This is a genomic window from Streptomyces sp. RLA123, assembly GCF_056270165.1.
In genome coordinates, this window is record NZ_JBWDOR010000003.1 from 6,775,596 (window position 1) to 6,794,548 (window position 18,953).

The window sequence follows — 18,953 nt, forward strand, 5'->3', positions numbered from 1 at the left end:
GGCCCCGCAGCGCGGCGTGCACGCTGGAGACCTCGCCCCGAGCGACGGACCCGAGGAGCACTGATGCCACGCACGGTTGATGCCGTCGTCGTCGGTTCCGGTGTGAACGGGCTCGTCGCCGCCGCGGAGCTGGCCAAGGACGGCTGGTCGGTGGCCGTCGTCGAACGGGGCGAGCGGCTGGGCGGTTTCCTCGCCACGGAGGAGCGGACCCTGCCCGGCTTCCTGCACGACACCTATGCGTCGTGGCAGCCGCTCTTCGTGTCCGGAGCGGCCTATGCCGCCCTCGGCGAGGATCTGCACCGGCACGGCCTGGAGTACCGCAACACCGACGGATTCGTCACCGGCACGGTCGCCGACGACGGCCGCGTCGTTCTCGCCCACCGCGATGCCGGCGTGACGGCGAAGGCCTTCGCCCACGCCGAGGACAGCGCCGCCTACCTCGCCATGCTGCGGCGGTTCCTCGACAACGCCGACGCCATCGGCGGCATGCTGGGCGGTGAGCCTCGCTCGCCGGGCATGGTGAGGAACATCGCGAAGCTGGTGCACCGGGAGCGGTTCACCGGCACCGAGGCCTGGCTGCGCGCCGCGCTCACCAGCGGCCGTTCGTACTGCCGCGGCACCTTCCGCGGCGACGAGGCGGACCTGCTGTGGGCGCCGTGGCTGCTGCACACGGGTCTGTCCCCGGACCATGCCGGCGGCGGTCTTCTCCTGCCCGTGCTGGCCGCCTCCCTGCACGGCTTCGGACTGCCGGTGGTGGCGGGGGGTGCCGGCAATCTCGTCCGCGCCTTCGAGGCGCTGCTCGGCGACATGGGCGTGGACGTCCGCACCGGGCAGCCGGTGCGGCGGCTGCCCGTCACCGGCGGCAGGGTCACCGGTGTGATCTGCGGCGACGAGACCATCCGCGCGCGCCGCGCGGTCCTCGCCTCGGTGACCCCCACCGCGCTGTACGGGGAACTGCTGCCGCAGGATGTCCCCCTTCCGCCCGCGGTCCGCGGCCAGGCGCGGCGCTACCGCTACGGCCGGGCCGCGATGCAGATCCACGTCGCGCTCTCCGCCCCGCCCGGCTGGCACGACGAACGCCTGGCCGGGCTGCCGCTGCTGCACCTGAGCGACGGGTCCGCGAGCACCGGGATCGCGTGCGCGGAGGCCGAGGCCGGCCTGCTGCCGCGCAGGCCCACGGTGGTCGTCGGCCAGCAGTACGTCCTGGACCCGTCACGGGTGCCGGAGGGGGCCGCGGCCCTGTGGATCCAGCTCCAGGAGGTGCCCTACGCGCCCGTCGGCGACGCGGCCGGCGAACTGGACGTCACCGGCGGCTGGACGAAGGCCCTGACCGAGGGCTACGTGGACCGGGTGCTGGCCCGCGTGGCCCGGCACGCGCCCGATCTGCCCGGCAAGGTGCTCGCCTGGGACGCCGTCACCCCCTCCGACCTGGCCGCGTACAACCCCAACGCGGTGGCGGGCGACCCCTACGGGGGCTCGGCGGAACTCGACCAGAGCCTGCTGTGGCGCCCGCTGCCCAGTGCGCCCCGGCACGCCACGCCCGTACCCGGGCTGTGGCACATCGGATCCTCCACCCACCCCGGCCCCGGCCTCGGCGGCGGCTCGGGGCACCTCGCGGCCCAGCAGCTCATCCGCGGCGCGCGTCGCCGCGGCCGTCGCTGACCCCCCGCGCCGCGGGGGGTCAGCGACGGCCGGTCGTCCGGCCGGCCGAGGGGTCAGACGCGGTCGGCCACGATCATCAGGTACTGGAAGCTGCCGTTCTTGTAGGCCGTCACGAAGGCGTCCTCGATGCCCGTGACCAAGTGGTCGGCCTCACTGCGCAGTTCCCAGTACGGGAGGGTGGCGGGGGTCAGGTCCTCGACGTGGACGGGGACCAGGCGGTTGCGGGCCATGGCCCGGAAGTACTCCGAGCGGGGGTGGATGTCGCAGATGTAGTGGGCGTTGATGAGGGACACCTCGCGCGAGGCGCGCCCGTAAGTGTCGTTGTAGCAGCCGGTGATCACCACATAGCGTCCGCCGCGGCGCAGCAGCCGGGCGTGCTCGGCGAAGAGCAGGTCCAACTCGACGTACATGGTGGACTCGTTGTTCCAGGACGCCGCGTACGCGCCCGTCGTGAGACCGGTGTCGAGCATGTTGCGGTGGTGGTAGCGCACCTTGGCGTCGATACCGCGCTGCCGGGCCTGGTTGTTGGCGAAGTCCGCCTGCTTGGCCGAGATGGTCACCCCGTCGGTGTGGCACCCGTACCGCTGGTGCGCGACCACGCTGCCGCCGCCCCGTCCGCATCCGGCGTCGAAGGCCCGGTCGTCCGGTGCCAGCGGTCCGAGGTGGGAGGCGAGGAGTTCCGCCTGAGCCTGTTCCAGCCGGTGCAGTTCGTGGGTGATCAGCCGGCGGCGCAGGTCCGGGTCCGTCTCGTCCAGTACCGACCTGTCGGCGTCACCGACGCCGTAGTGATGGTGGTACAGGTCGTCGAGCTTGCCGAGTTCGAGATTGACCGGGTTCTCCTCGGCGTTCCAGTAGTCCGCGACGCGGCTCTGGTAGGTGGACTGCGTCGGAAGCGAGACGGACGTGGCGCCGGCGTGCACAGTGGTCAACGGTGACTCCTTGTTGTGGGACATCCGATGGTCAGGCAGTGGTCGGGCGGTCATGGGGGCCTACCAGTAGTGCGGCAGGTGGTAGCGGTGGGTGTTGGTGGCATGCCACTCGTGGTTGCCGGACACCCAGTCGGCCAGACCCTGGGCATAGCGCTCGATCAGCGGCGAGGCGGCGGACGCCACCGCGGACTCCGTCTCGAACGCCTCCATGATCTGGTTGTGGATCTCGACGCTCTCGAGATAGGCGGCCTTGAGACCGCACTTCTCGTTCGCGGCGACCACCTGGGGCAGATTGAGATGGTCGGGATCGCTGGCCAGCTCCTTGGTGAAGGAGTACAGGTCGTTGACGATCGTCGTGGCGTTGCAGGCCAGTGCCGTGATCCGCTGGATCTCGGGACGGGAGTGGACCGCCTCGGGGAGTTCGTAGCCGTCGACGGCGTCGACGATCGACAGGCAGGGGCGGAAGTTGTTGAACTGCCGCATCACCAGGTACTCCCAGACCTCGGGCATGTGCCGCGTCTGCGCCCAGGAGGCCTCGGCGAGATAGCCCAGGTGCAGCCTCGCGGCATCGTGCACGAACCTGTTGGTCTGGCTGGGGGTGGCGAGCGCCGCGTAGTCCCGCAGCGCGCAGTGGTAGGCGCGCAGCGGGCTTCCGGCCTCGACGGCGCCGCGCCACCGCGCCTCGTGCTCCGGGGTGCTGTGGAGGGGGTCGAGGGCGGACTGCGCCACGATCAGCCTGCCGCCCAGGTCGCGCCGGGACGCGCCCTTGCCCTCGTCCTCCTCGCAGTAGCAGCTGTCGACGATGTTCTCGGCGAGCAGCAGCTTCCCGGCGACGGTGAGCCGTTCCAGGTCGGCCGCCGCGGGGTGCTGGAGGGTCACCGCCCGGCCGCACTGGAACTGCGCGAAGTCCCCGCTCCATTCGGGAGGGAAGAGCTCCAGACCGCGGGCCCAGGTCTCCACCCTCCGGTCGATCTCCGCGGCCTTCTCCGGGTCGGCGGGGACGGCCGGACGGTATCGCAGCCCGGGGACGGCGCCGTGGCGCCGGGCGCGCGCGGCCGGGACGGGGTGGGGCGGGCCCGGCATGGTGAAGCCGGTGGCGGTGTTCGCGGACGTGCTCATCGTTGTGTGCTCCACCGGGTCGGTCGGGTCAGTCCGCGGTACGGCCGAGCTGGACGTTCTCCAGGATCCCGGCCGCGTCGGGGACGAGGATGGCCATCGAGTAGTAGGCGGTGAGCAGGTACTTGGAGACGGCGGCCTCGTCGATGCCCATGAACCGCACGTTCAGGCCCGGCTGGTACTCCTCGGGGATGCCGGTCTGGTACAGGCCGACCACTCCCTGGTCCGCCTCACCGGTGCGCAGCGCGATGATGCTGCTGGTGTGGTCGTCGGCGACGGGGATCTTGCCGCACGGGAAGAACGGGACGCCGCGCCAGGCCGGGACCTCGTGCCCGTTCACGTTCGCGGTCCCCGGCGTGAGACCGCGTCTGTTGCACTGCCGGAAGAACGCGGTGATCGCTTTCGGATGGGCGAGGAACAGCCGCGTCTTGCGGCGCATCGACAGCAGCTCGTCCATGTCGTCGGGGGTCGGCGGCCCGGTGAAGGTGCTGACGCGCTGCCCGTGGTCGACGTTGTGCAGCAGACCGAACTCCCGGTTGTTGACCAGCTCCCACTCCTGCCGCTCGCGGATCTCCTCCACCGTGAGCCGGATCTGCTGCCGGGTCTGGTCCATGGGGTCGTTGTAGAGATCCGCGACCCGGGTGTGCACCCGCAGCACGCTCTGGGTGAGGGAGAGTTCGTACTCGCGCGGCCTCAGTTCGTAGTCGACGAAGCCGCCCGGCAGCGCCGGCTCACCGGTGTGGCCGGCCCGCACCGGAACGTCCGCCTCGCCCCTGCGGTTCACCGGCAGCCGCTGACGCTCCGCGTACGCGGTCAGATGGGCGGCCAGCGACGGCACACGGCCGGCGAGCTCCCGGACCACGGGCGAGGGCAGGGCCAGCACCACCCCCGATGTCTCGGCCCGCACCGAGACCGGCCACAGCGGATCGGGCCGCGTGATCGCCTCGTCCCCCAACTGGGCGCCGTCCGCGACGACACCGAGCACCTCCTGCCCCCCGTACCGCCCCGCGGCGAACCGGGTGAAGCGGCCGCGGACGACCAGGTACACCTCGGTGACGGGCTGCCCTGCCTCGGCGAGGACCTGTCCGGCCCGGACCTCCCGGGGACGGAACCGGCCGGCGAGCTCCTGTAGGACGTCGAGGTCCCCGTAGCCGCGCAGCGCGGGCAGTTCGGTCAGGGTCCTGGGAACCACCCTGATGTCGTCCGCGCCGTTGTGCTCGAAGTCGACACGGCCGCGCCCTGTGCGCAGTTGCAGACGCCGGTTGACCCGGTAGGCGCCGCCCTTGACATCCACCCACGGCAGCATCTTCAGCAGCCATCGCGAGGAGATGGCCTGCATCTGGGGCTCGGACTTGGTGGTGTCCGCCAGTTGACGCGCGGCCCGGGTGCTGAGGCTGCTGGGCACGCGGTCCGTGGGCGGGTCGAGAACGGATCCGTCGGTGCCGGGACCGGCGGCGCTGTCGGGTACGGGCACGAGGCCTCCAGAGGAGTCAGCGGTTGCGGAGGGACAGGCGGAGCACCGGCGTCACCACTGACGCCGGGCGGCACCTGCGGCCACACCAGCCAACAGCACCCCAGGACGTACGAGAAGTGCGTGAAGGGGTTGCTTTCAGGCGTAAAGGGTGCAAACCTCTTGATCGAGGATCATGGAGGAAGCGCGGATGCGAACGCGCCGGTGGAGTGACCCCGTCCGCCGGTTTGGACGGGTGAATCCCGAAGGCGCCTACGCCCCGGCGGGACCGGTGAGCGCGGCCGTTGGGCGCGCGGGCAGGCGCCGTACGGCGGGGACGCACAAAAGCGCGAGGGAGGCGGGGACTCCGACGACGGTCATCGCGAGCAGGGTGGGCCGTACGCCGAGCGACGCCGAGACCGGCCCGGCGAGCGCCAGGCCCAGCGGCATGAGTCCCGACGACAGCAGGAAGTCGTACGAACTCACCCGGGACAGCACCGCTTCGGGCACATGCGTCTGCAGCGCGGTCTCCCACAGGGTGAAGAAGACGGAGACGGCGACGCCGGTCACCGCCTCGAGCACCGCGATAAGGGTGAGCGATCCACCGGATCCGATGATGACGGCCTGGCAGGACGCCACGGCGAGCGCCGCCGCGGCCACGGCCATGGGGCGCTCGACCCGGAGCCGGTAGGCGCACACGTCGCCGACGACGGCACCGGCACCGAAGGCCGCGACCACGACCGACCAGCTCGCCACACCGCCCCACTCGCGTGCGGCCAGGACCGGTCCCAGCACGAACACCGAGGGCAGCACGACGACGTGGTAGACCCCCATGGCCGCCATCCCCGCCCACACCCATGTCGTGCCGCGCACCTGCACCCAGCCGGCCCGCAGTTCCCCGAGGAAGGTCCCTCCGGCGTCGGGCCCGGCCGTCTCCGTGGCCGTCGCACGAGGCCTCAGCCGGGCCAGGAACGCGGCGCTGACCGCGAACGTCAGGGCGTCCACGGCCAGGGCGCCCCCGGGCCCGGCCAGGGCGATCAGCCCACCGGCCAGGGCAGGGCCGAGCACGAGCCCCGACGACTGGACGAAGCCGCGCAGCGCGTTCGCCTCCCGCAGCCGGTCGGCCGCGACGACCAGGGGCAGCAGCCCCGTCGAGGCAGGCATGAAGAACGCGTCCGCCGTGCCGAACACGATCATCAGCAGGACGAGATGGTGTACTTCGGCGACTCCGGTGAGCAGGAGCACGGCGATGAGCCCTTGCACGGCGAACCGCACGGCGTCGGAGACCAGCATGATGCGGTGCCGCCGGAAGCGGTCCGCCCACACGCCTCCCACCAGCGTGAACAGCAGCATGGGGAGCAGACCAGCGGCGGCCACCAGCCCGACGTCGGAGGCGGAACCGCCCACCGAGAGCACGGCGAAGGGCACGGCCACGAACGACACACGGTCGCCCAGCACCGACAGGGACTGCCCCACGAACAGGCGGGCGAACTGCCGCTCGTCACGCAGCACGGCGGGGACCAGGGATTTCACGCGGGGGCCGATCAGGGACAGGAGGGACGGGTGGGCGACGCCCGATGATAGGCAGGCCGGGCCGCGCCAGTCGCCTGATCATGCCGGGCCCTCCTGACCCTCCCCGGGCGGCGGCCCCGCTCCCCTTACCTCCGGGGTCATCGACGCCCGGGCGGCCGGCGCGGAGGATCGAGGGGTGGCAGCGCGCCGCACCGACCCTGGGAGCCGCCATGACCGCCTACGCCGTGGGCCACCTCCGTCCGGGACAGGCCGACGAGGAGGCCCTCACCTACATCGAGCGCATTCAGGCCACCCTCGATCCGTACGGCGGCCGCTTCCTCGTGCACGGCGCCGCCGTGGAGGTGCTGGGGGGCCCGTGGCCGGGGACGGTCGTGATGATCGAGTTCCCGGGCATGGCCGAGGCCCACGCCTGGTACGGCTCACCCACGTACCAGGAGATCCTGCCGCTGCGCACCCGCCACGTCCCCGGGGAGGTGGTCCTGGTCGAGGGCGTGGGCCCGGGGTACGACCCGGCGCGCACCGCCGCCCGGATGCGGTCGGGAGCCGCGTCCGGCTAGTCCTCGGTCGCCGCGAGGCGCCGCAGTTGCTGGACGCGGGCGGCGGCGTCGCCCGGAGCGCCGCGGGCGGTCAGGAGGTCGCTCACGTTCTGCCGCGTGGCACGCGGCTTGTTGCCGCCGAACTTGAACTTGGCCCGTACGCCAGTGACTTCGAGCCGCAGACCGCGGATGCCGGGCAGCTGCCGGCCGTAGGGCGCCTCGCCCGGGGCGACGTGGGCGTGGTCGCCCGCCGGCTGGAAGTGGGCGAGCTGGCGCAGCAGGAGGTCCGCCTTCTGCTGCGGGTCGTCCACGATATGGGCGCGGCAGATCAGCTGGACGGCGGCGTAGTAGCTGGTGGGGGTGCCGTGTTCGGGCGGGACGTCGTCGGGGGCGTGCCAGGGGGCGGGGATGAAGGTGTAGTCGTCGACGACGCTGAGGACCGCCTCCGGGCGCGCCTCCAGTGCGGGCCACAGCGGGTTGGGCCGGGCGAGGTGGGCGACGGCCTCGCGCCGCTCCGCGTCGTACGCGAAGTGCAGCGGCTGCACGAAGGGCGGTTCGCCGGGGAGGCCGTTGACGGCGAGCTGCCCGAAGTCGTGGTCGGCGAGCCAGTCCTGCCACTCGGCGTCGTCACGGGCGGCGTCCCAGGGGTGGATGAGCACGGCGTTGCCTCCGTTCAGTGAGCGGCGAGGTAGCCGGGGAGGCCGATCGACGGGTCGAGGTCGTCGGCGGGGACGGGCGTGCCGTAGCCGGGGGAGACGGGCAGGACGCCGGTCCAGTGGGGGAGGGCCAGATCCTCGGGGTCGTCGGAAGGGCCGCCGGTACGGATCTTCGCGGAGACCTCGTCCAGGTCGAGGGCGACGACCGCGGTGGCGGCCAGCTCCTTGGCGTTCGCGGGGCGGCAGTCGGCGGCTCGGCCCGGCAGGACGTGGTCGACCACGGCGTCCAGGGCGGCGGCGCGCTCGGCGGGGTCGGTGACCTGGCGCGCGGTGCCGTGCACCATCACGGAGCGGTAGTTGAGGGAGTGGTGGAAGGCGGACCGGGCCAGGACCAGCCCGTCCACGTGCGTCACGGTCAGGCACACCGCGAGGCCCGGGTCCTCGCCCGCGCCGCGCAGCGGCCGCGATCCGGTGGAGCCGTGCACGTACAACCGCTCGCCCACGCGCGCGTACAGCGTGGGCAGGACGACCGGCGCGCCGTCCCGGACGAAGCCCAGGTGGCAGACGTAGCCCGCGTCGAGGATCGCGTGCACGGCGTCGCGGTCGTACGAGGCCCGCTCGCGGCTGCGGGTCGGGACCGTCCGGTCCGTGGCGGTGTAGGAGGCGGCCTCGGGCGAGGGGGCGGAGGACGGCGGCGGGGCGGACATGGCGCGATCCTTTGCACTAGTGCATAATGGCGTTTGTGCTAGGAGAGTACATGTTCACTGGGCAGGGTGCAGCCGAGATCGCGGCCGACGTCGAACGGGCCGTCGGACAGGGTGCGTTGGCACCCGGGGCGGCCCTGCCGCCGCTGCGGGAACTGGCCGCCAGGCTCGGGGTGAACCCCAACACGGTCGCCGCCGCCTACCGGCTGCTGCGCGACCGCGGAGTGATCGAGACCGCCGGACGGCGCGGCAGCCGGGTCCGGCCCCGGCCGGTGACCACGGCGCGCGACGAGATCCGCCCGGCTGTGCCGGCCGGCGTACGGGACCTGTCCACCGGCAACCCGGACGTCGCGCTGCTGCCCCCGCTCGGCCCGGCGCTGGCCGCGGCCGCCGCCCGGCACGCCGAACGGCCGACGCTCTACGGCGCCGCGCCCGTGGACGAGGAACTGGAGGCGCTGGCCCGCGCCGCCTTCGACGCCGAAGGGGTGCCCGACGGGCCGGTCGCGGTGACCTCCGGGTCGCTCGACGCGATCGAGCGCGCGCTCGTGGGCCACCTGCGGCCCGGCGACACCGTCGCGGTGGAGGACCCGGGCTGGGGCAGCGTCTTCGACATCGTCCCGGCGCTCGGGATGCGCGCGGTGCCGGTCGGCGTCGACGACGAAGGACCGCGCCCGGAGGACGTGGACCGCGCGCTGCGGCAGGGCGCGCGGGCCCTGATCGTCACCGACCGGGGGCAGAACCCCACCGGCGCGACGATCTCCGCCGGACGCGCGCGGGAGCTGCGGACCGTCCTCGCGGCGCACCCCGAAGTGCTGGTGGTGGACGACGACCACGTCCACGGCCTGACGGAGCTTCCGCTGCACCCGCTGGCCGGCAGCACCCGGCACTGGATGCTGGTCCGCTCCACCGCCAAGGCCTACGGGCCCGACCTGCGGCTCGCCGTGCTCACCGGCGACCCGGTCACCGTGGACCGGGTGCGCGGCCGCCTCCGGCTGGGCCCCGGCTGGGTCAGCCATCTGCTCCAGCACACCGTCGCCCACCTCTGGCGCACCGGCGCGGTCGACGTCCCCGCCGTCTCGGCCGCCTATGCGGCGCGGCGCGATGCGCTGGTCGGCGCGCTCGCCGGCCACGGACTGACCGCGCACGGCCGCAGCGGCATGAACGTCTGGGTGCCGGTGCCCGACGAGACCGGGGCCGTCACCCGCCTGCTCCACGCCGGCTGGGCGGTCGCACCCGGCGCCCGCTTCCGCCTCGCCTCCCCGCCCGGCATCCGGATCACGGTCTCACCGGTCACGGCGGCGGAGGTGCCGGCCCTGGCCGACGCCGTCGCCGCCGGGGTACGCCCGCGCCGGACCGGCCGCTACGGCTGAGCGCGCCCCGGCCCGGCCGTCATGCCTTCGGGCGGCGCTGGGTGAGCGCGGCCCCGGCCAGCACGACGACCGCACCGACCGGCTCGTTCCAGCTCAGCCGCTCGTCGAGCAGCGCCACGCCGGCCGCGGTGGCGATGACCGGGATGAGGTACGTGACCATGGTGGCGATCGTCGGGCCCTTCTCCGCGACGATCCCGTACTGCAGCAGGAACGCTATGCCCGTACCCAGGGCGCCGAGCGCCACGACCGACAGCGTCGGCCACAGCGGCCAGCCGTCCGGTGTGGAGGTGAACAGCGGCGTCAGCACCGCCAGTTGGACGGTGCCGAGCAGCAGCTGCGAGAAGGACATGGACAGCGCCGAGTTGCCGCTGCCGCTGAGCGTGCGGCGTACGTAGATCCAGCCGACCGCGTAGCTCGCCGACGCGCCCAGCGCCATCGCGGTGCCCGACGGGTCCGTCCCCGAGAAGCCCTGCCACGCGCCGAGCACGGTCAGCACGCCGGCGAAGCCGATGCCGACGCCCGCGACGCGCTGCCGCGTGGGCTTGTCGTCGGACAGGGCCACCACGGAGAGCAGCATGCTCCACAGCGGGGTGGTGGCGTTGCAGATGCCGGCCAGCGTCGAGGGGATGGTCAGCTCCGCGTACGCGAACAGCGAGAACGGCAGCGTGTTGAGGAGCAGCGCGGCGACGGCCATGTGGCCCCAGGCGCGTGCGCCGCGCGGCAGCCGCTGCCGCCTGACCGCGAAGGCCACGGCCAGCACGACCGTGCCGAAGACCATGCGGCCCAGCGCCACCTGGAGCGGGGCGTAGGCCTCCGTGCCGACCTTGATGAACAGGAAGCTGAAGCCCCAGATGAGGGCGAGGACCGCCCAGCTGACCCGCCAGTCGAGCGCGGGGCGGCGGGCCGGGGCGGCGGGGGAGGGGGAGCCGGCGGGGGTGAGGCCGGCATCGGCCGGGCGGGCGGTTGCGCTCATGGCCCACACGATGACGGAAGCAACCTCTTAGCACAAGGGAGATTCGCTCCGAGGCATCCCGTAGCATCGCTTACATGTTGAACCTGGAGCGGCTGCGCATCCTGCACGCGATCTCCGCCTACGGCTCGGTGAGCGCGGCGGCCGACGTCCTGCACGTCACGACCTCGGCGGTCTCGCAGCAGATGACCAAGCTGGAGCGGGAGACCGGGCAGGCCCTGCTGGTCAAGAACGGCCGGGGGGTGCGGCTCACCGACGCCGGCCGGCTGCTGTCGGGGCACGCCGACCGCATCCTGTCGCTGGTCGAGCTCGCCCAATCCGACCTGGAGGCGCACCGCGGGGCGCCGGTCGGCGAGCTGCGCATGGGCTCCTTCCCCACCGCCGTCCGCGGCCTCTTCCCGCAGGCGATGATGTCGCTGCGGAGCGACTTCCCCACGCTGCGGGCCATGGTCCAGGAGATGGAGCCGGAGCCCGCGCTCGGCCGCCTGGTGCGCGGCGACATCGACCTCGCGGTCGTCCTCGACTGGTACAACAAGCCGCTCTCGCTGCCCGGGGGGCTGGCGAAGGAGCCGCTGCTCGACGACATCGCCGACGTCGTCGTCCCGGCGGGGCACCCGCTCGCCGGGCGCGCGGAGGTGGACCTCGCCGAGTTCGCCGACGACGACTGGATCGCCTGGCCCGACGGCGGTTTCTGCCACGAGTGGCTGCTGTTCACGCTGCGCGGCAAGGGCGTCGAACCGCGCATCGCCCACCACGCCGAGGAGCACCCCACCGTGCTCGCCCTCGTCGGGGCCGGCCTCGGGGTCGCCGTCGTCCCCCGCCTCGGCCGCGGCCTCCTGCCCGTCGGCGTCCGCGCCCTGCCCGTCCGGCACACCATGCGCCGCCACATCTACGCCGTCTGGCGCGCCGACGCCGACCGCCGCCCCGCCATCCGCGCCGCCGTCGAGGCCCTGCGCGCGTCGGGGGCGGACCTTGCGGCGACGGATGTCTGAGGCCGACGGCCCCAGGGACGATTGTCGGTGGCCGCTGCCATCGTCTCCTCCCACCGGACGGAGGGGGCGAACGCGATGCAGCCGTTGAACGCGGCATGGGGGCGCGTGGAGGACTGGCTGGAAACGAGGGCTCCCCTGGTCCGAGGGTCGTTGCGGCCCGCCGTGACGCAGGCGGCACTCGACGAGGCGTGCGCGGGTTCGGGGGTGGAACTCCCCGATGAACTGGTGCTACTGCTGCGCATGCACGATGGGGCGGAGGCCACGGAAGCCGGGTGGTTCCTGAGGGGGCTGCGACTGCTGTCGCTCCGGGAGATCGTGTCGATGCACCAGGTCATGTGCTCCCTTCTCGACGCCGAGGACCTCGTGGGCACCTGGTGGCATCCGCAGTGGATCCCCTTCGCCGCCAACCACGACGAGTGGAGCAGGCTCTATCTCGATGCCCGGCCCGGGCCGGGTCGTGGTGCCGTGGGGTACTTCTTCATGGAGTCCGGCGGCCGGCCCCTGTGGCCCACCCTGACCGCCTCTGTGGAACAGCTTGCCGCGTCGCTGGAGAACGGCACGCCGCTGAACCACCACACGCCGCGGGTGGCCGAGAACGGGCTCCTCGTCTGGGACTGGCAGGCGCCGCCGAGGCGGCGGGAGTTCAGCAGGCGGCGCCGGTCCGGCGGGTGAGGGGGCGGTCGCGTACGCCGTACGGCGTGGGCACCGCGCCGTCGCGGGTGTGCCGGACGGCGTCCGGCACACCCGCGTGAGATGTACGCGATGAGGATCAGGCGAGGACGATCGAGTCGCCCTGCACCTTGACGTTGGCGGCGGGGAGGGGCTGGGTCGCGGGGCCGGCGGCCACGCTGCCGTCGGCGACGTTGAACTTGCTGCCGTGGCACGGGCAGTTGATCGTGCCGTCCGTGACGTCCTTGACCGCGCAGCCCTGGTGCGTGCAGATCGCCGAGAAGGCCTTGAACTGGCCTGCCGTCGGCTGGCACACGACCACCTTCTTGTCCGCGAAGACCGTGCCGCCGCCGACCGGGATGTCGGTCGTCTTCGCCAGTGCCTGAGCCGCTCCGTCCGCGCCCCCCTGCCCGCCGGTGGCGGCGCCGCTCTGCGGGGGCGCGGCGGGGTTGTACGCGCCGGCGGAGTCGTTCGAGTCGCCGCACGCGGCCAGCGCGGCCGTCAGGCCCGCCGCACCCACTCCGGCGACCACGGCGCGGCGGGTGGGAGCTCCTGCGATGCCAGTCGTCTCGGCCATGCCTCACACATCCTGTTGCCTCGTCCGTTCCGGGCCGGCGTCGCGCCCGCCCGGCGGCGTGAGATCACGCCCTGCACAGGCATACGGACAGGTCGCGACGGTGGTTCAATGCGCGACGACATTATTCTTCCGTGACCTTCCCGCCCCGCGTGGCGGCGTCGTGCCGGAGGGCGACGGTGACGGCGGCGACCGCACCGGCGGAGAGCACGGCCCCGGAACCGATCATGGCCGGTACGCGGTACGCGGTACGCGCCGTGTCCGTGCCGGTCCGCGCGGCCTCTTAGGATGCGGTCATGGAGGAAGTGACCGGGATACGGTACGTGACGCCGCTGCGCGAGGGCGGATCGGTGCCAGGGGTCGTCGAGGCCGACGACCTCGGCACCTACGTTGTGAAGTTCGTCGGCGCCGCGCAGGGCCGCAAGGCGCTCGTCGCCGAGGTGATCGCCGGGGATCTGGCCCGCCGCCTGGGGCTGCGGATGCCGCTACTGGTGCGGTTCCAGTTCGACCCGGTGATCGGGCTCGGCGAGCCGGACCAGGAGATCCAGGACCTGCTCAAGGCCAGCGGCGGCCTCAACCTCGGCATGGACTTCCTGCCGGGCGCGCTCGGCTTCGACCCGCTGGCCTTCGACGTGGATCCCGGGGAGGCCGGCCGGATCGTGTGGTTCGACGCGCTCATCGGCAACGTCGACCGCTCGTGGCGCAACCCGAACCTGCTGGTCTGGCACCAGGACCTCTGGCTGATCGACCACGGCGCCTCGCTGATCTTCCACCACAACTGGAAGGGCGCCGACCAGGCCGCCGACAAGCCCTACGACGCCGCCGACCACGCCCTCGCCCGGTTCACCCCCGACATCGGGGCCGCCGCGCGCGACCTCGCACCGCGCGTGGACGAGGCACTGCTGCGCGAGGTCACGGCGCAGATCCCCGACGAGTGGCTGGTGGACGAGCCCGGCTTCGACAGCCCCGACGACGTGCGGCGCGCGTACGAGCGGGTGCTGCTGGCCCGCGCCGGGACGGTGGGGGAGCGCATCAACCTCGCCCCGAAGCAGCAGGAGAAGCAGGCGCCGCCGGAGTGGCTGCGCACCTGGGTCGAGGGGAAGGCCGCGAAGTGAGCACGGCGAACGGGCGCGATGTCTTCGAGTACGCGCTGGTGCGCGTGATGCCGAGGATCGAGCGCGGGGAACTGATCAACGCCGGCGTGCTGGTGTACTGCCGCGCCAAGTCCTTCGTCGGGGCCCGGATCCATCTGGACGAGACCCGGCTGCGCTGCCTGGACCCGGACGTCGACATGGCGGGCGTGCGGGCCGCGCTGCGCGGCTACGAGGGCATCTGCGCGGGCGGCGACCGGGCAGGGCAGGCGGCCGAGGACGATCCGGGCCGCCGCTTCCGGTGGCTGACGGCGCCGCGCAGCACCATCGTGCAGCCCGGTCCGATCCACACCGGGCTGACCTTCGATCCGCAGGCAGAGGTGGAGCGCCTGCTCGATCTTCTGGTGCGCTGAGCCACATCGGCGCGGTGGGCGTTGACACAGGGTCACTGCGCTCCTACGGTTTCGGCAGCGGGACGTACTAAGCGGTCGCTCACCTGCGCGACCGGACCCACAGGGCTGAGGAGAACAGATGTCGACCACCGAGCAGCGTGTAGCGATCGTCACCGGGGCGGCACGCGGCATCGGCGCCGCCACCGCCGTGCGCCTGGCCGCCGAGGGCCGTGCCGTGGCCGTGCTGGACCTCGACGAGGTCGCCTGCAAGGACACCGTCGAGCAGATCACCAAGGCCGGCGGCCGGGCCATCGCCGTCGGCGCCGACGTCTCCGACGAGGAGCAGGTCGAGGCCGCGGTCGCGCGCGTCGCCGAGGAACTCGGTGCGCCGACGATCCTGGTCAACAACGCCGGTGTGCTCCGCGACAACCTGCTCTTCAAGATGAGCGCGTCCGACTGGGACACGGTCATGAACGTCCACCTGCGCGGCGCCTTCCTGATGGCCCGCGCCGTCCAGAAGCACATGGTGGACGCGAAGTTCGGCCGCGTGGTCAACCTGTCCTCGTCCTCCGCGCTCGGCAACCGCGGCCAGGCCAACTACTCCGCCGCCAAGGCCGGCCTCCAGGGCCTCACCAAGACCCTCGCGCACGAGCTCGGCAAGTTCGGCGTCACCGCCAACGCCGTGGCCCCCGGCTTCATCGTCACCGACATGACGGCAGCGACCGCCGCCCGCATCGGCATGGGCTTCGAGGAGTTCCAGGCCGCCGCCGCCACCCAGATCCCGGTCCAGCGCGTCGGCAACCCGGACGACGTCGCCAACGCCATCGCCTTCTTCACCGCCGACGCCGCGGGCTTTGTGTCCGGCCAGGTGCTGTACGTGGCCGGCGGCCCGCTCAACTGACCCGCGACAGGAGACCCTCACCCATGAGCACCCAGCCCGACAGCGGCCGTGTCGCGATCGTCACCGGCGCCAGCCGCGGCATCGGCTACGGCATCGCCGAGGCCCTGGTCGCGCGCGGCGACCGCGTCGTCGTCACCGGCCGCAACGAGGAGGCGCTGAAGGAGGCCGTCGAACGGCTCGGCGCCGACCGCGCGCTCGGCGTCGCCGGCAAGGCCCACGACGAGGCGCACCAGGCCGAGGTCGTGGAGCGCACGATGGAGGCCTTCGGCCGCGTCGACTACCTCGCCAACAACGCCGGCACCAACCCGGTCTTCGGTCCGCTCTCCGACCTCGACCTCGGTGTCGCCCGCAAGGTCTTCGAGACCAATGTGATCTCCGCGCTCGGCTTCGCCCAGCAGACCTACAGGGCGTGGATGAAGGACAACGGCGGCGCGATCGTCAACATCGCCTCCGTCGCGGGCATCAGCGCCTCGCCGTTCATCGGCGCCTACGGCATGAGCAAGGCCGCCATGGTCAACCTCACGCTGCAGCTCGCCTCCGAGATGGCCCCCGGCATCCGCGCCAACGCCATCGCACCCGCGGTCGTCAAGACCAGGTTCGCCGCCGCCCTCTACGAGGGCCGCGAGGAGGAAGCGGCGTCCGCGTACCCGCTGAAGCGCCTCGGCGTGCCCGAGGACATCGGCGGCGCCGCGGCCTTCCTGCTCTCCGACGCGGCGGCCTGGATCACCGGCCAGACCCTCGTCGTGGACGGCGGCATCTTCCTCAACGCCAGCGTCGGCCACTGAGCCGCGCTCCGGCGTGCGACCTCCCCGGTGCCGGCCCCCGAAAGGGCGGCCGGCACCGGGGAGGTCACGTTTCCGGACGTCGTCGTCCGCCGAGGCGCGGTGTCGCGGTGTCGCGGTGGGCCCGCCCGGGGCGATTGTCGGAGGGGAACGGTACGTTCGTCCCAGTAACGGATCGCGTACCGGAGGTTCCTGACGTGCCCATCACGCTGCCCGAGTCCTGGCAGGCCGTCCTCGGCGAGGAGTTGGCGAAGCCCTACTTCGGCCAACTCACCGAGTTCGTCGACGAGGAGCGCGGGAGCCACCGGATCTACCCGCCGCAGGAGCAGGTCTTCGCCGCGCTGGAGGCCACGCCGTACGACAAGGTCAAGGTCCTGGTCCTCGGCCAGGACCCGTACCACGGCGAGGGGCAGGGGCACGGACTGTGCTTCTCGGTGCGGCCGGGGGTGAAGACCCCGCCCTCCCTGCGGAACATCTTCAAGGAGCTGAAGGACGAGTACGGCCACCCCGTCCCGGACAACGGCTACCTGATGCCGTGGGCCGAGCAGGGCGTCCTGCTGCTCAACGCGGTGCTGACCGTGCGCGAGGGCGAGGCCAACTCGCACAAGGGCAAGGGCTGGGAGAAGTTCACCGACGCCGTCATCAAGGCCGTGGCGTCCCGTCCCGACCCGGCGGTGTTCGTCCTGTGGGGCAACTACGCCAAGAAGAAGCTCCCCCTGATCGACACGGGACGGCACGCCGTCGTGCAGGGCGCGCACCCCTCGCCCCTGTCGGCCAAGCTCTTCCTGGGCAGCCGGCCCTTCACCCAGATCGACGAGGCGCTCAAGGCCCAGGGCCACGACCCCGTCGACTGGCGCATCCCGGACCTCGGCACGAACTGATCCGCCCCGCCGGGCCGGCTCAACGGCCGTAGGTCTCCCGGCAGATGCGCGACGCGTCGCCGCCCGCCGCCCAGCCGCCGTACCGCTCGCCCCAGGCGCACACGTTCGCTCCCCCGGTCCGCGGGGCGGCGGGGACCGCGGTGCGGGGCGGCGCCGCGGGCGTGCGGTGGTGCGCCGGCGCGGCGGGGTCCGCGGGGGCAACAGGGCGGCGGATGCGCGGCGTCGACGCCGACGCCGATGCCGGGGAGGAGGGGGAGGGCGCGGGGGGCACGGTGGTCAGGGCCTCCAGCGCGGGCGCCTGGACCACGGGCACCTCGCGGACGGCCGCCGGCGGCCGTGACGGGGCGGGCGCCGGGAGCGGCGTACCCGGCTGCCCTTCGGAGACGGTCACACATCCCGGGACGGCGGCCATCGCCGCCAGGGCCACCGCTGCCGCTGCATATCGACGCACCCGCACAACTCTCGTGCACTGGTGCGTCGTTGCCCATTCCCCGCAGGAGTGATCAGCCGGCCGGTCGCGGGTCAGTCGCCGGTCACGCCGTCGATGCGCTCGCGGATGAGGTCGGCGTGCCCGTTGTGGCGGGCGTACTCCTCGATCATGTGGACGTAGATCCACCGCAGCGAGACCTCGTGCCTGCGGCGGCCCAGGCCGATGTCGTCCAGGGAGCGGCCGAGGACCAGCTCGCGGGCGTGCGCGATCTCGGCGCGCCAGGCGGCGAACGCCTCGGCGGTGTCGGCCTTGTCGAGGTCGTGGAAGTCCCCGTCCGGGTCCTGCTCGGTGTAGTAGAGCGGTGGCACCCCCTCGCCGGCGAGGGCGTTGCGGAACCAGCCGCGCTCCACCTCGGCCATGTGGCGGACCAGGCCGAGGAGGGTGAGTCCGGACGGCGGGACGCTGGCGGTGCGCAACTGCTCGTCGTCGAGGCCCGCGCACTTGAGTGCGAGGGTGTCGCGGTGGAAGTCCAGCCAGGTGTCGAGCATCGTGCGCTCGTCGGCGATGTGGGGCGGATCGGTGCGTTCGGGTGTCGTCGTCATGGCGGCCATGATGGCGGGGACCCTCACCGGCGTCGACGCATTTATCCGCCGAATCAGCTCCCGAGTATCCCTCGCAGCACGTCCAGCACGTCGGCCCGCAACTCCGCCTCGGACGGCGGTGACGCGGATCCCGCGCCCGCGACGGCGTGGAAGTGCACGCCGTCGCACCAGGCGAGGAGCGACCGCGCGTGACGCTCGGGCTCGGCGGAGCCGACGGCACGCAGCATCAGCTCCAGCCGGTCGCGGAAGGCGTGCCCGGCGGCGTCGTGGACCGCGCGCAGTTCGGGGCGGCGGGTGGCCTCCAGGGCGAGTTCGAGCCGGGCGAGGGTCAGGCCGCGGGCCTGGGTGACGGAGCGGTGCAGCGCCGGCGCGAGCAGCGCCGCGAGTCCCTCGGCCCCGGGTCCGGAGGCAGGTGTCTCCACCTCGGAGATCGTCTGCGCGTCTAGGGCGGCCAGCCGCAGGACCGCCGCCTCCAGGAGGGCGGCACGGGTCCGTGCGTGGTTGGACGTCGAGCCCAGCGGCAGTCCGGCCGCCTCGTCGACGGCGCGGTGGGTCAGGCCGCGCATGCCGCGCTCCGCGAGCAGGGCGAGTGCGGTGTCGGCGATGAGTTCGGGGCGGGAGATCGGCGCACTGCTCATGATGGCAACCTACCCGCCGGAACGGCACCATCCGTGCCCCCGGTATCCCGGTCGCAGGCGTTCCTGCCCCCCTTC

General features: G+C 73.0%; 21 protein-coding genes. 10 read left to right on the forward strand and 11 right to left on the reverse strand.

All coding sequences use genetic code 11. From position 1 onward, the window contains the following. Positions 1–63: 63 nt before the first annotated feature. Positions 64–1,662, forward strand: a complete 1,599-nt coding sequence (locus RV983_RS31000) for a phytoene desaturase family protein (protein WP_475989002.1) — start codon at positions 64–66, stop codon at positions 1,660–1,662. Between the two features lie 53 nt (positions 1,663–1,715). Here the strand turns inward: RV983_RS31000 and RV983_RS31005 are convergent, their stop codons facing one another. From RV983_RS31005 to RV983_RS31020, 4 genes are all read right to left on the reverse strand, one after another. Then, entirely contained in the window at positions 1,716–2,615 is a 900-nt protein-coding gene (locus RV983_RS31005) for a geranyl diphosphate 2-C-methyltransferase (RefSeq protein WP_475989003.1), read from the reverse strand. A gap of 36 nt (positions 2,616–2,651) precedes the next feature. After that, positions 2,652–3,710 (reverse strand): family 2 encapsulin nanocompartment cargo protein terpene cyclase, encoded by a 1,059-nt coding sequence (locus RV983_RS31010; protein WP_475989004.1) that lies wholly within the window; start codon positions 3,708–3,710, stop codon positions 2,652–2,654. Between the two features lie 28 nt (positions 3,711–3,738). Next, positions 3,739–5,181, reverse strand: a complete 1,443-nt coding sequence (locus tag RV983_RS31015; protein ID WP_475989005.1) for a family 2B encapsulin nanocompartment shell protein — start codon at positions 5,179–5,181, stop codon at positions 3,739–3,741. Positions 5,182–5,430: 249 nt separating this feature from the next. Beyond that, complete coding sequence (locus RV983_RS31020; protein WP_475989006.1) at positions 5,431–6,690, reverse strand: MFS transporter; 1,260 nt, start codon at positions 6,688–6,690, stop codon at positions 5,431–5,433. A 209-nt stretch (positions 6,691–6,899) separates the two neighbouring features. On the opposite strand from RV983_RS31020, the gene RV983_RS31025 reads away from it, so the two are divergent. Continuing rightward, a complete protein-coding gene (locus tag RV983_RS31025; protein ID WP_475989007.1) occupies positions 6,900–7,247 on the forward strand; it encodes a DUF1330 domain-containing protein in 348 nt (115 codons plus the stop codon). Here RV983_RS31025 and RV983_RS31030 read toward each other — a convergent pair. Both RV983_RS31030 and RV983_RS31035 read right to left on the reverse strand, forming a co-directional pair. After that, complete coding sequence (locus RV983_RS31030; protein WP_475989008.1) at positions 7,244–7,885, reverse strand: FMN-binding negative transcriptional regulator; 642 nt, start codon at positions 7,883–7,885, stop codon at positions 7,244–7,246. The genes RV983_RS31025 and RV983_RS31030 overlap by 4 nt on opposite strands. A gap of 14 nt (positions 7,886–7,899) precedes the next feature. After that, positions 7,900–8,589, reverse strand: coding sequence for a pyridoxamine 5'-phosphate oxidase family protein (locus RV983_RS31035; protein WP_475989009.1), 690 nt, complete (start codon positions 8,587–8,589; stop codon positions 7,900–7,902). A 26-nt stretch (positions 8,590–8,615) separates the two neighbouring features. Here RV983_RS31035 and RV983_RS31040 point away from each other — a divergent pair, with 26 nt between their 5' ends. Then, positions 8,616–9,956 carry an aminotransferase class I/II-fold pyridoxal phosphate-dependent enzyme gene (locus RV983_RS31040; protein ID WP_475989010.1) on the forward strand — a complete coding sequence of 447 codons (1,341 nt, stop codon included), beginning with the start codon at positions 8,616–8,618 and terminating at the stop codon, positions 9,954–9,956. 19 nt (positions 9,957–9,975) lie between these two features. On the opposite strand, the gene RV983_RS31045 is transcribed toward RV983_RS31040, so the two are convergent. Further along, the gene (locus tag RV983_RS31045) at positions 9,976–10,929 is read right to left on the reverse strand and encodes a DMT family transporter (protein WP_475989011.1); all 954 of its coding nucleotides are present in this window, start codon (positions 10,927–10,929) and stop codon (positions 9,976–9,978) included. Between the two features lie 74 nt (positions 10,930–11,003). On the opposite strand from RV983_RS31045, the gene RV983_RS31050 reads away from it, so the two are divergent. Together RV983_RS31050 and RV983_RS31055 are read left to right on the forward strand one after the other, a co-directional pair. After that, positions 11,004–11,918: a LysR family transcriptional regulator gene (locus tag RV983_RS31050; RefSeq protein ID WP_475989012.1), complete on the forward strand. Its 915-nt coding sequence runs from the start codon at positions 11,004–11,006 to the stop codon at positions 11,916–11,918. Positions 11,919–11,945: 27 nt separating this feature from the next. Next, positions 11,946–12,590 (forward strand): SMI1/KNR4 family protein, encoded by a 645-nt coding sequence (locus RV983_RS31055; protein ID WP_475989013.1) that lies wholly within the window; start codon positions 11,946–11,948, stop codon positions 12,588–12,590. Positions 12,591–12,687: 97 nt separating this feature from the next. Here the strand turns inward: RV983_RS31055 and RV983_RS31060 are convergent, their stop codons facing one another. After that, positions 12,688–13,164, reverse strand: a complete 477-nt coding sequence (locus RV983_RS31060) for a Rieske (2Fe-2S) protein (RefSeq protein ID WP_475989014.1) — start codon at positions 13,162–13,164, stop codon at positions 12,688–12,690. A gap of 293 nt (positions 13,165–13,457) precedes the next feature. Here RV983_RS31060 and RV983_RS31065 point away from each other — a divergent pair, with 293 nt between their 5' ends. From RV983_RS31065 to RV983_RS31085, 5 genes are all read left to right on the forward strand, one after another. Continuing rightward, entirely contained in the window at positions 13,458–14,276 is an 819-nt protein-coding gene (locus tag RV983_RS31065) for a HipA family kinase (protein ID WP_475989015.1), read from the forward strand. Positions 14,277–14,323: 47 nt separating this feature from the next. Further along, positions 14,324–14,665, forward strand: coding sequence for a DUF3037 domain-containing protein (locus RV983_RS31070; protein WP_475990517.1), 342 nt, complete (start codon positions 14,324–14,326; stop codon positions 14,663–14,665). A gap of 118 nt (positions 14,666–14,783) precedes the next feature. Further along, positions 14,784–15,545, forward strand: a complete 762-nt coding sequence (gene fabG, locus RV983_RS31075) for a 3-oxoacyl-ACP reductase FabG (RefSeq protein WP_475989016.1) — start codon at positions 14,784–14,786, stop codon at positions 15,543–15,545. Between the two features lie 23 nt (positions 15,546–15,568). Then, the gene (locus RV983_RS31080; protein ID WP_475989017.1) at positions 15,569–16,330 is read left to right on the forward strand and encodes an SDR family oxidoreductase; all 762 of its coding nucleotides are present in this window, start codon (positions 15,569–15,571) and stop codon (positions 16,328–16,330) included. 194 nt (positions 16,331–16,524) lie between these two features. After that, complete coding sequence (locus tag RV983_RS31085) at positions 16,525–17,208, forward strand: uracil-DNA glycosylase (RefSeq protein ID WP_475989018.1); 684 nt, start codon at positions 16,525–16,527, stop codon at positions 17,206–17,208. A 19-nt stretch (positions 17,209–17,227) separates the two neighbouring features. Here RV983_RS31085 and RV983_RS31090 read toward each other — a convergent pair whose 3' ends face one another. The 3 genes from RV983_RS31090 to RV983_RS31100 form a co-directional block, all read right to left on the reverse strand. Then, on the reverse strand, positions 17,228–17,659 hold the full coding sequence (locus RV983_RS31090) for a hypothetical protein (RefSeq protein WP_475989019.1): 432 nt from the start codon (positions 17,657–17,659) through the stop codon (positions 17,228–17,230). A gap of 71 nt (positions 17,660–17,730) precedes the next feature. Beyond that, positions 17,731–18,240 (reverse strand): DinB family protein, encoded by a 510-nt coding sequence (locus RV983_RS31095; RefSeq protein WP_475989020.1) that lies wholly within the window; start codon positions 18,238–18,240, stop codon positions 17,731–17,733. Between the two features lie 53 nt (positions 18,241–18,293). Beyond that, positions 18,294–18,878, reverse strand: coding sequence for a TetR/AcrR family transcriptional regulator (locus RV983_RS31100; protein ID WP_475989021.1), 585 nt, complete (start codon positions 18,876–18,878; stop codon positions 18,294–18,296). Positions 18,879–18,953 lie beyond the last annotated feature (75 nt).

What these genes read in the sequence shown, in the direction of transcription:
- RV983_RS31000 (WP_475989002.1), top strand. Translation starts at nt 64, where the DNA reads ATGCCACGCACGGTTGATGCCGTCGTCGTCGGTTCCGGTGTGAACGGG.
- RV983_RS31005 (WP_475989003.1), bottom strand. Translation starts at nt 2,615, where the DNA reads ATGTCCCACAACAAGGAGTCACCGTTGACCACTGTGCACGCCGGCGCC.
- RV983_RS31010 (WP_475989004.1), bottom strand. Translation starts at nt 3,710, where the DNA reads ATGAGCACGTCCGCGAACACCGCCACCGGCTTCACCATGCCGGGCCCG.
- RV983_RS31025 (WP_475989007.1), top strand. Translation starts at nt 6,900, where the DNA reads ATGACCGCCTACGCCGTGGGCCACCTCCGTCCGGGACAGGCCGACGAG.
- RV983_RS31035 (WP_475989009.1), bottom strand. Translation starts at nt 8,589, where the DNA reads ATGTCCGCCCCGCCGCCGTCCTCCGCCCCCTCGCCCGAGGCCGCCTCC.
- RV983_RS31040 (WP_475989010.1), top strand. Translation starts at nt 8,616, where the DNA reads ATGGCGTTTGTGCTAGGAGAGTACATGTTCACTGGGCAGGGTGCAGCC.
- RV983_RS31045 (WP_475989011.1), bottom strand. Translation starts at nt 10,929, where the DNA reads ATGAGCGCAACCGCCCGCCCGGCCGATGCCGGCCTCACCCCCGCCGGC.
- RV983_RS31050 (WP_475989012.1), top strand. Translation starts at nt 11,004, where the DNA reads ATGTTGAACCTGGAGCGGCTGCGCATCCTGCACGCGATCTCCGCCTAC.
- RV983_RS31060 (WP_475989014.1), bottom strand. Translation starts at nt 13,164, where the DNA reads ATGGCCGAGACGACTGGCATCGCAGGAGCTCCCACCCGCCGCGCCGTG.
- RV983_RS31065 (WP_475989015.1), top strand. Translation starts at nt 13,458, where the DNA reads ATGGAGGAAGTGACCGGGATACGGTACGTGACGCCGCTGCGCGAGGGC.
- RV983_RS31070 (WP_475990517.1), top strand. Translation starts at nt 14,324, where the DNA reads ATGCCGAGGATCGAGCGCGGGGAACTGATCAACGCCGGCGTGCTGGTG.
- fabG (WP_475989016.1), top strand. Translation starts at nt 14,784, where the DNA reads ATGTCGACCACCGAGCAGCGTGTAGCGATCGTCACCGGGGCGGCACGC.
- RV983_RS31080 (WP_475989017.1), top strand. Translation starts at nt 15,569, where the DNA reads ATGAGCACCCAGCCCGACAGCGGCCGTGTCGCGATCGTCACCGGCGCC.
- RV983_RS31095 (WP_475989020.1), bottom strand. Translation starts at nt 18,240, where the DNA reads ATGACGACGACACCCGAACGCACCGATCCGCCCCACATCGCCGACGAG.
- RV983_RS31100 (WP_475989021.1), bottom strand. Translation starts at nt 18,878, where the DNA reads ATGAGCAGTGCGCCGATCTCCCGCCCCGAACTCATCGCCGACACCGCA.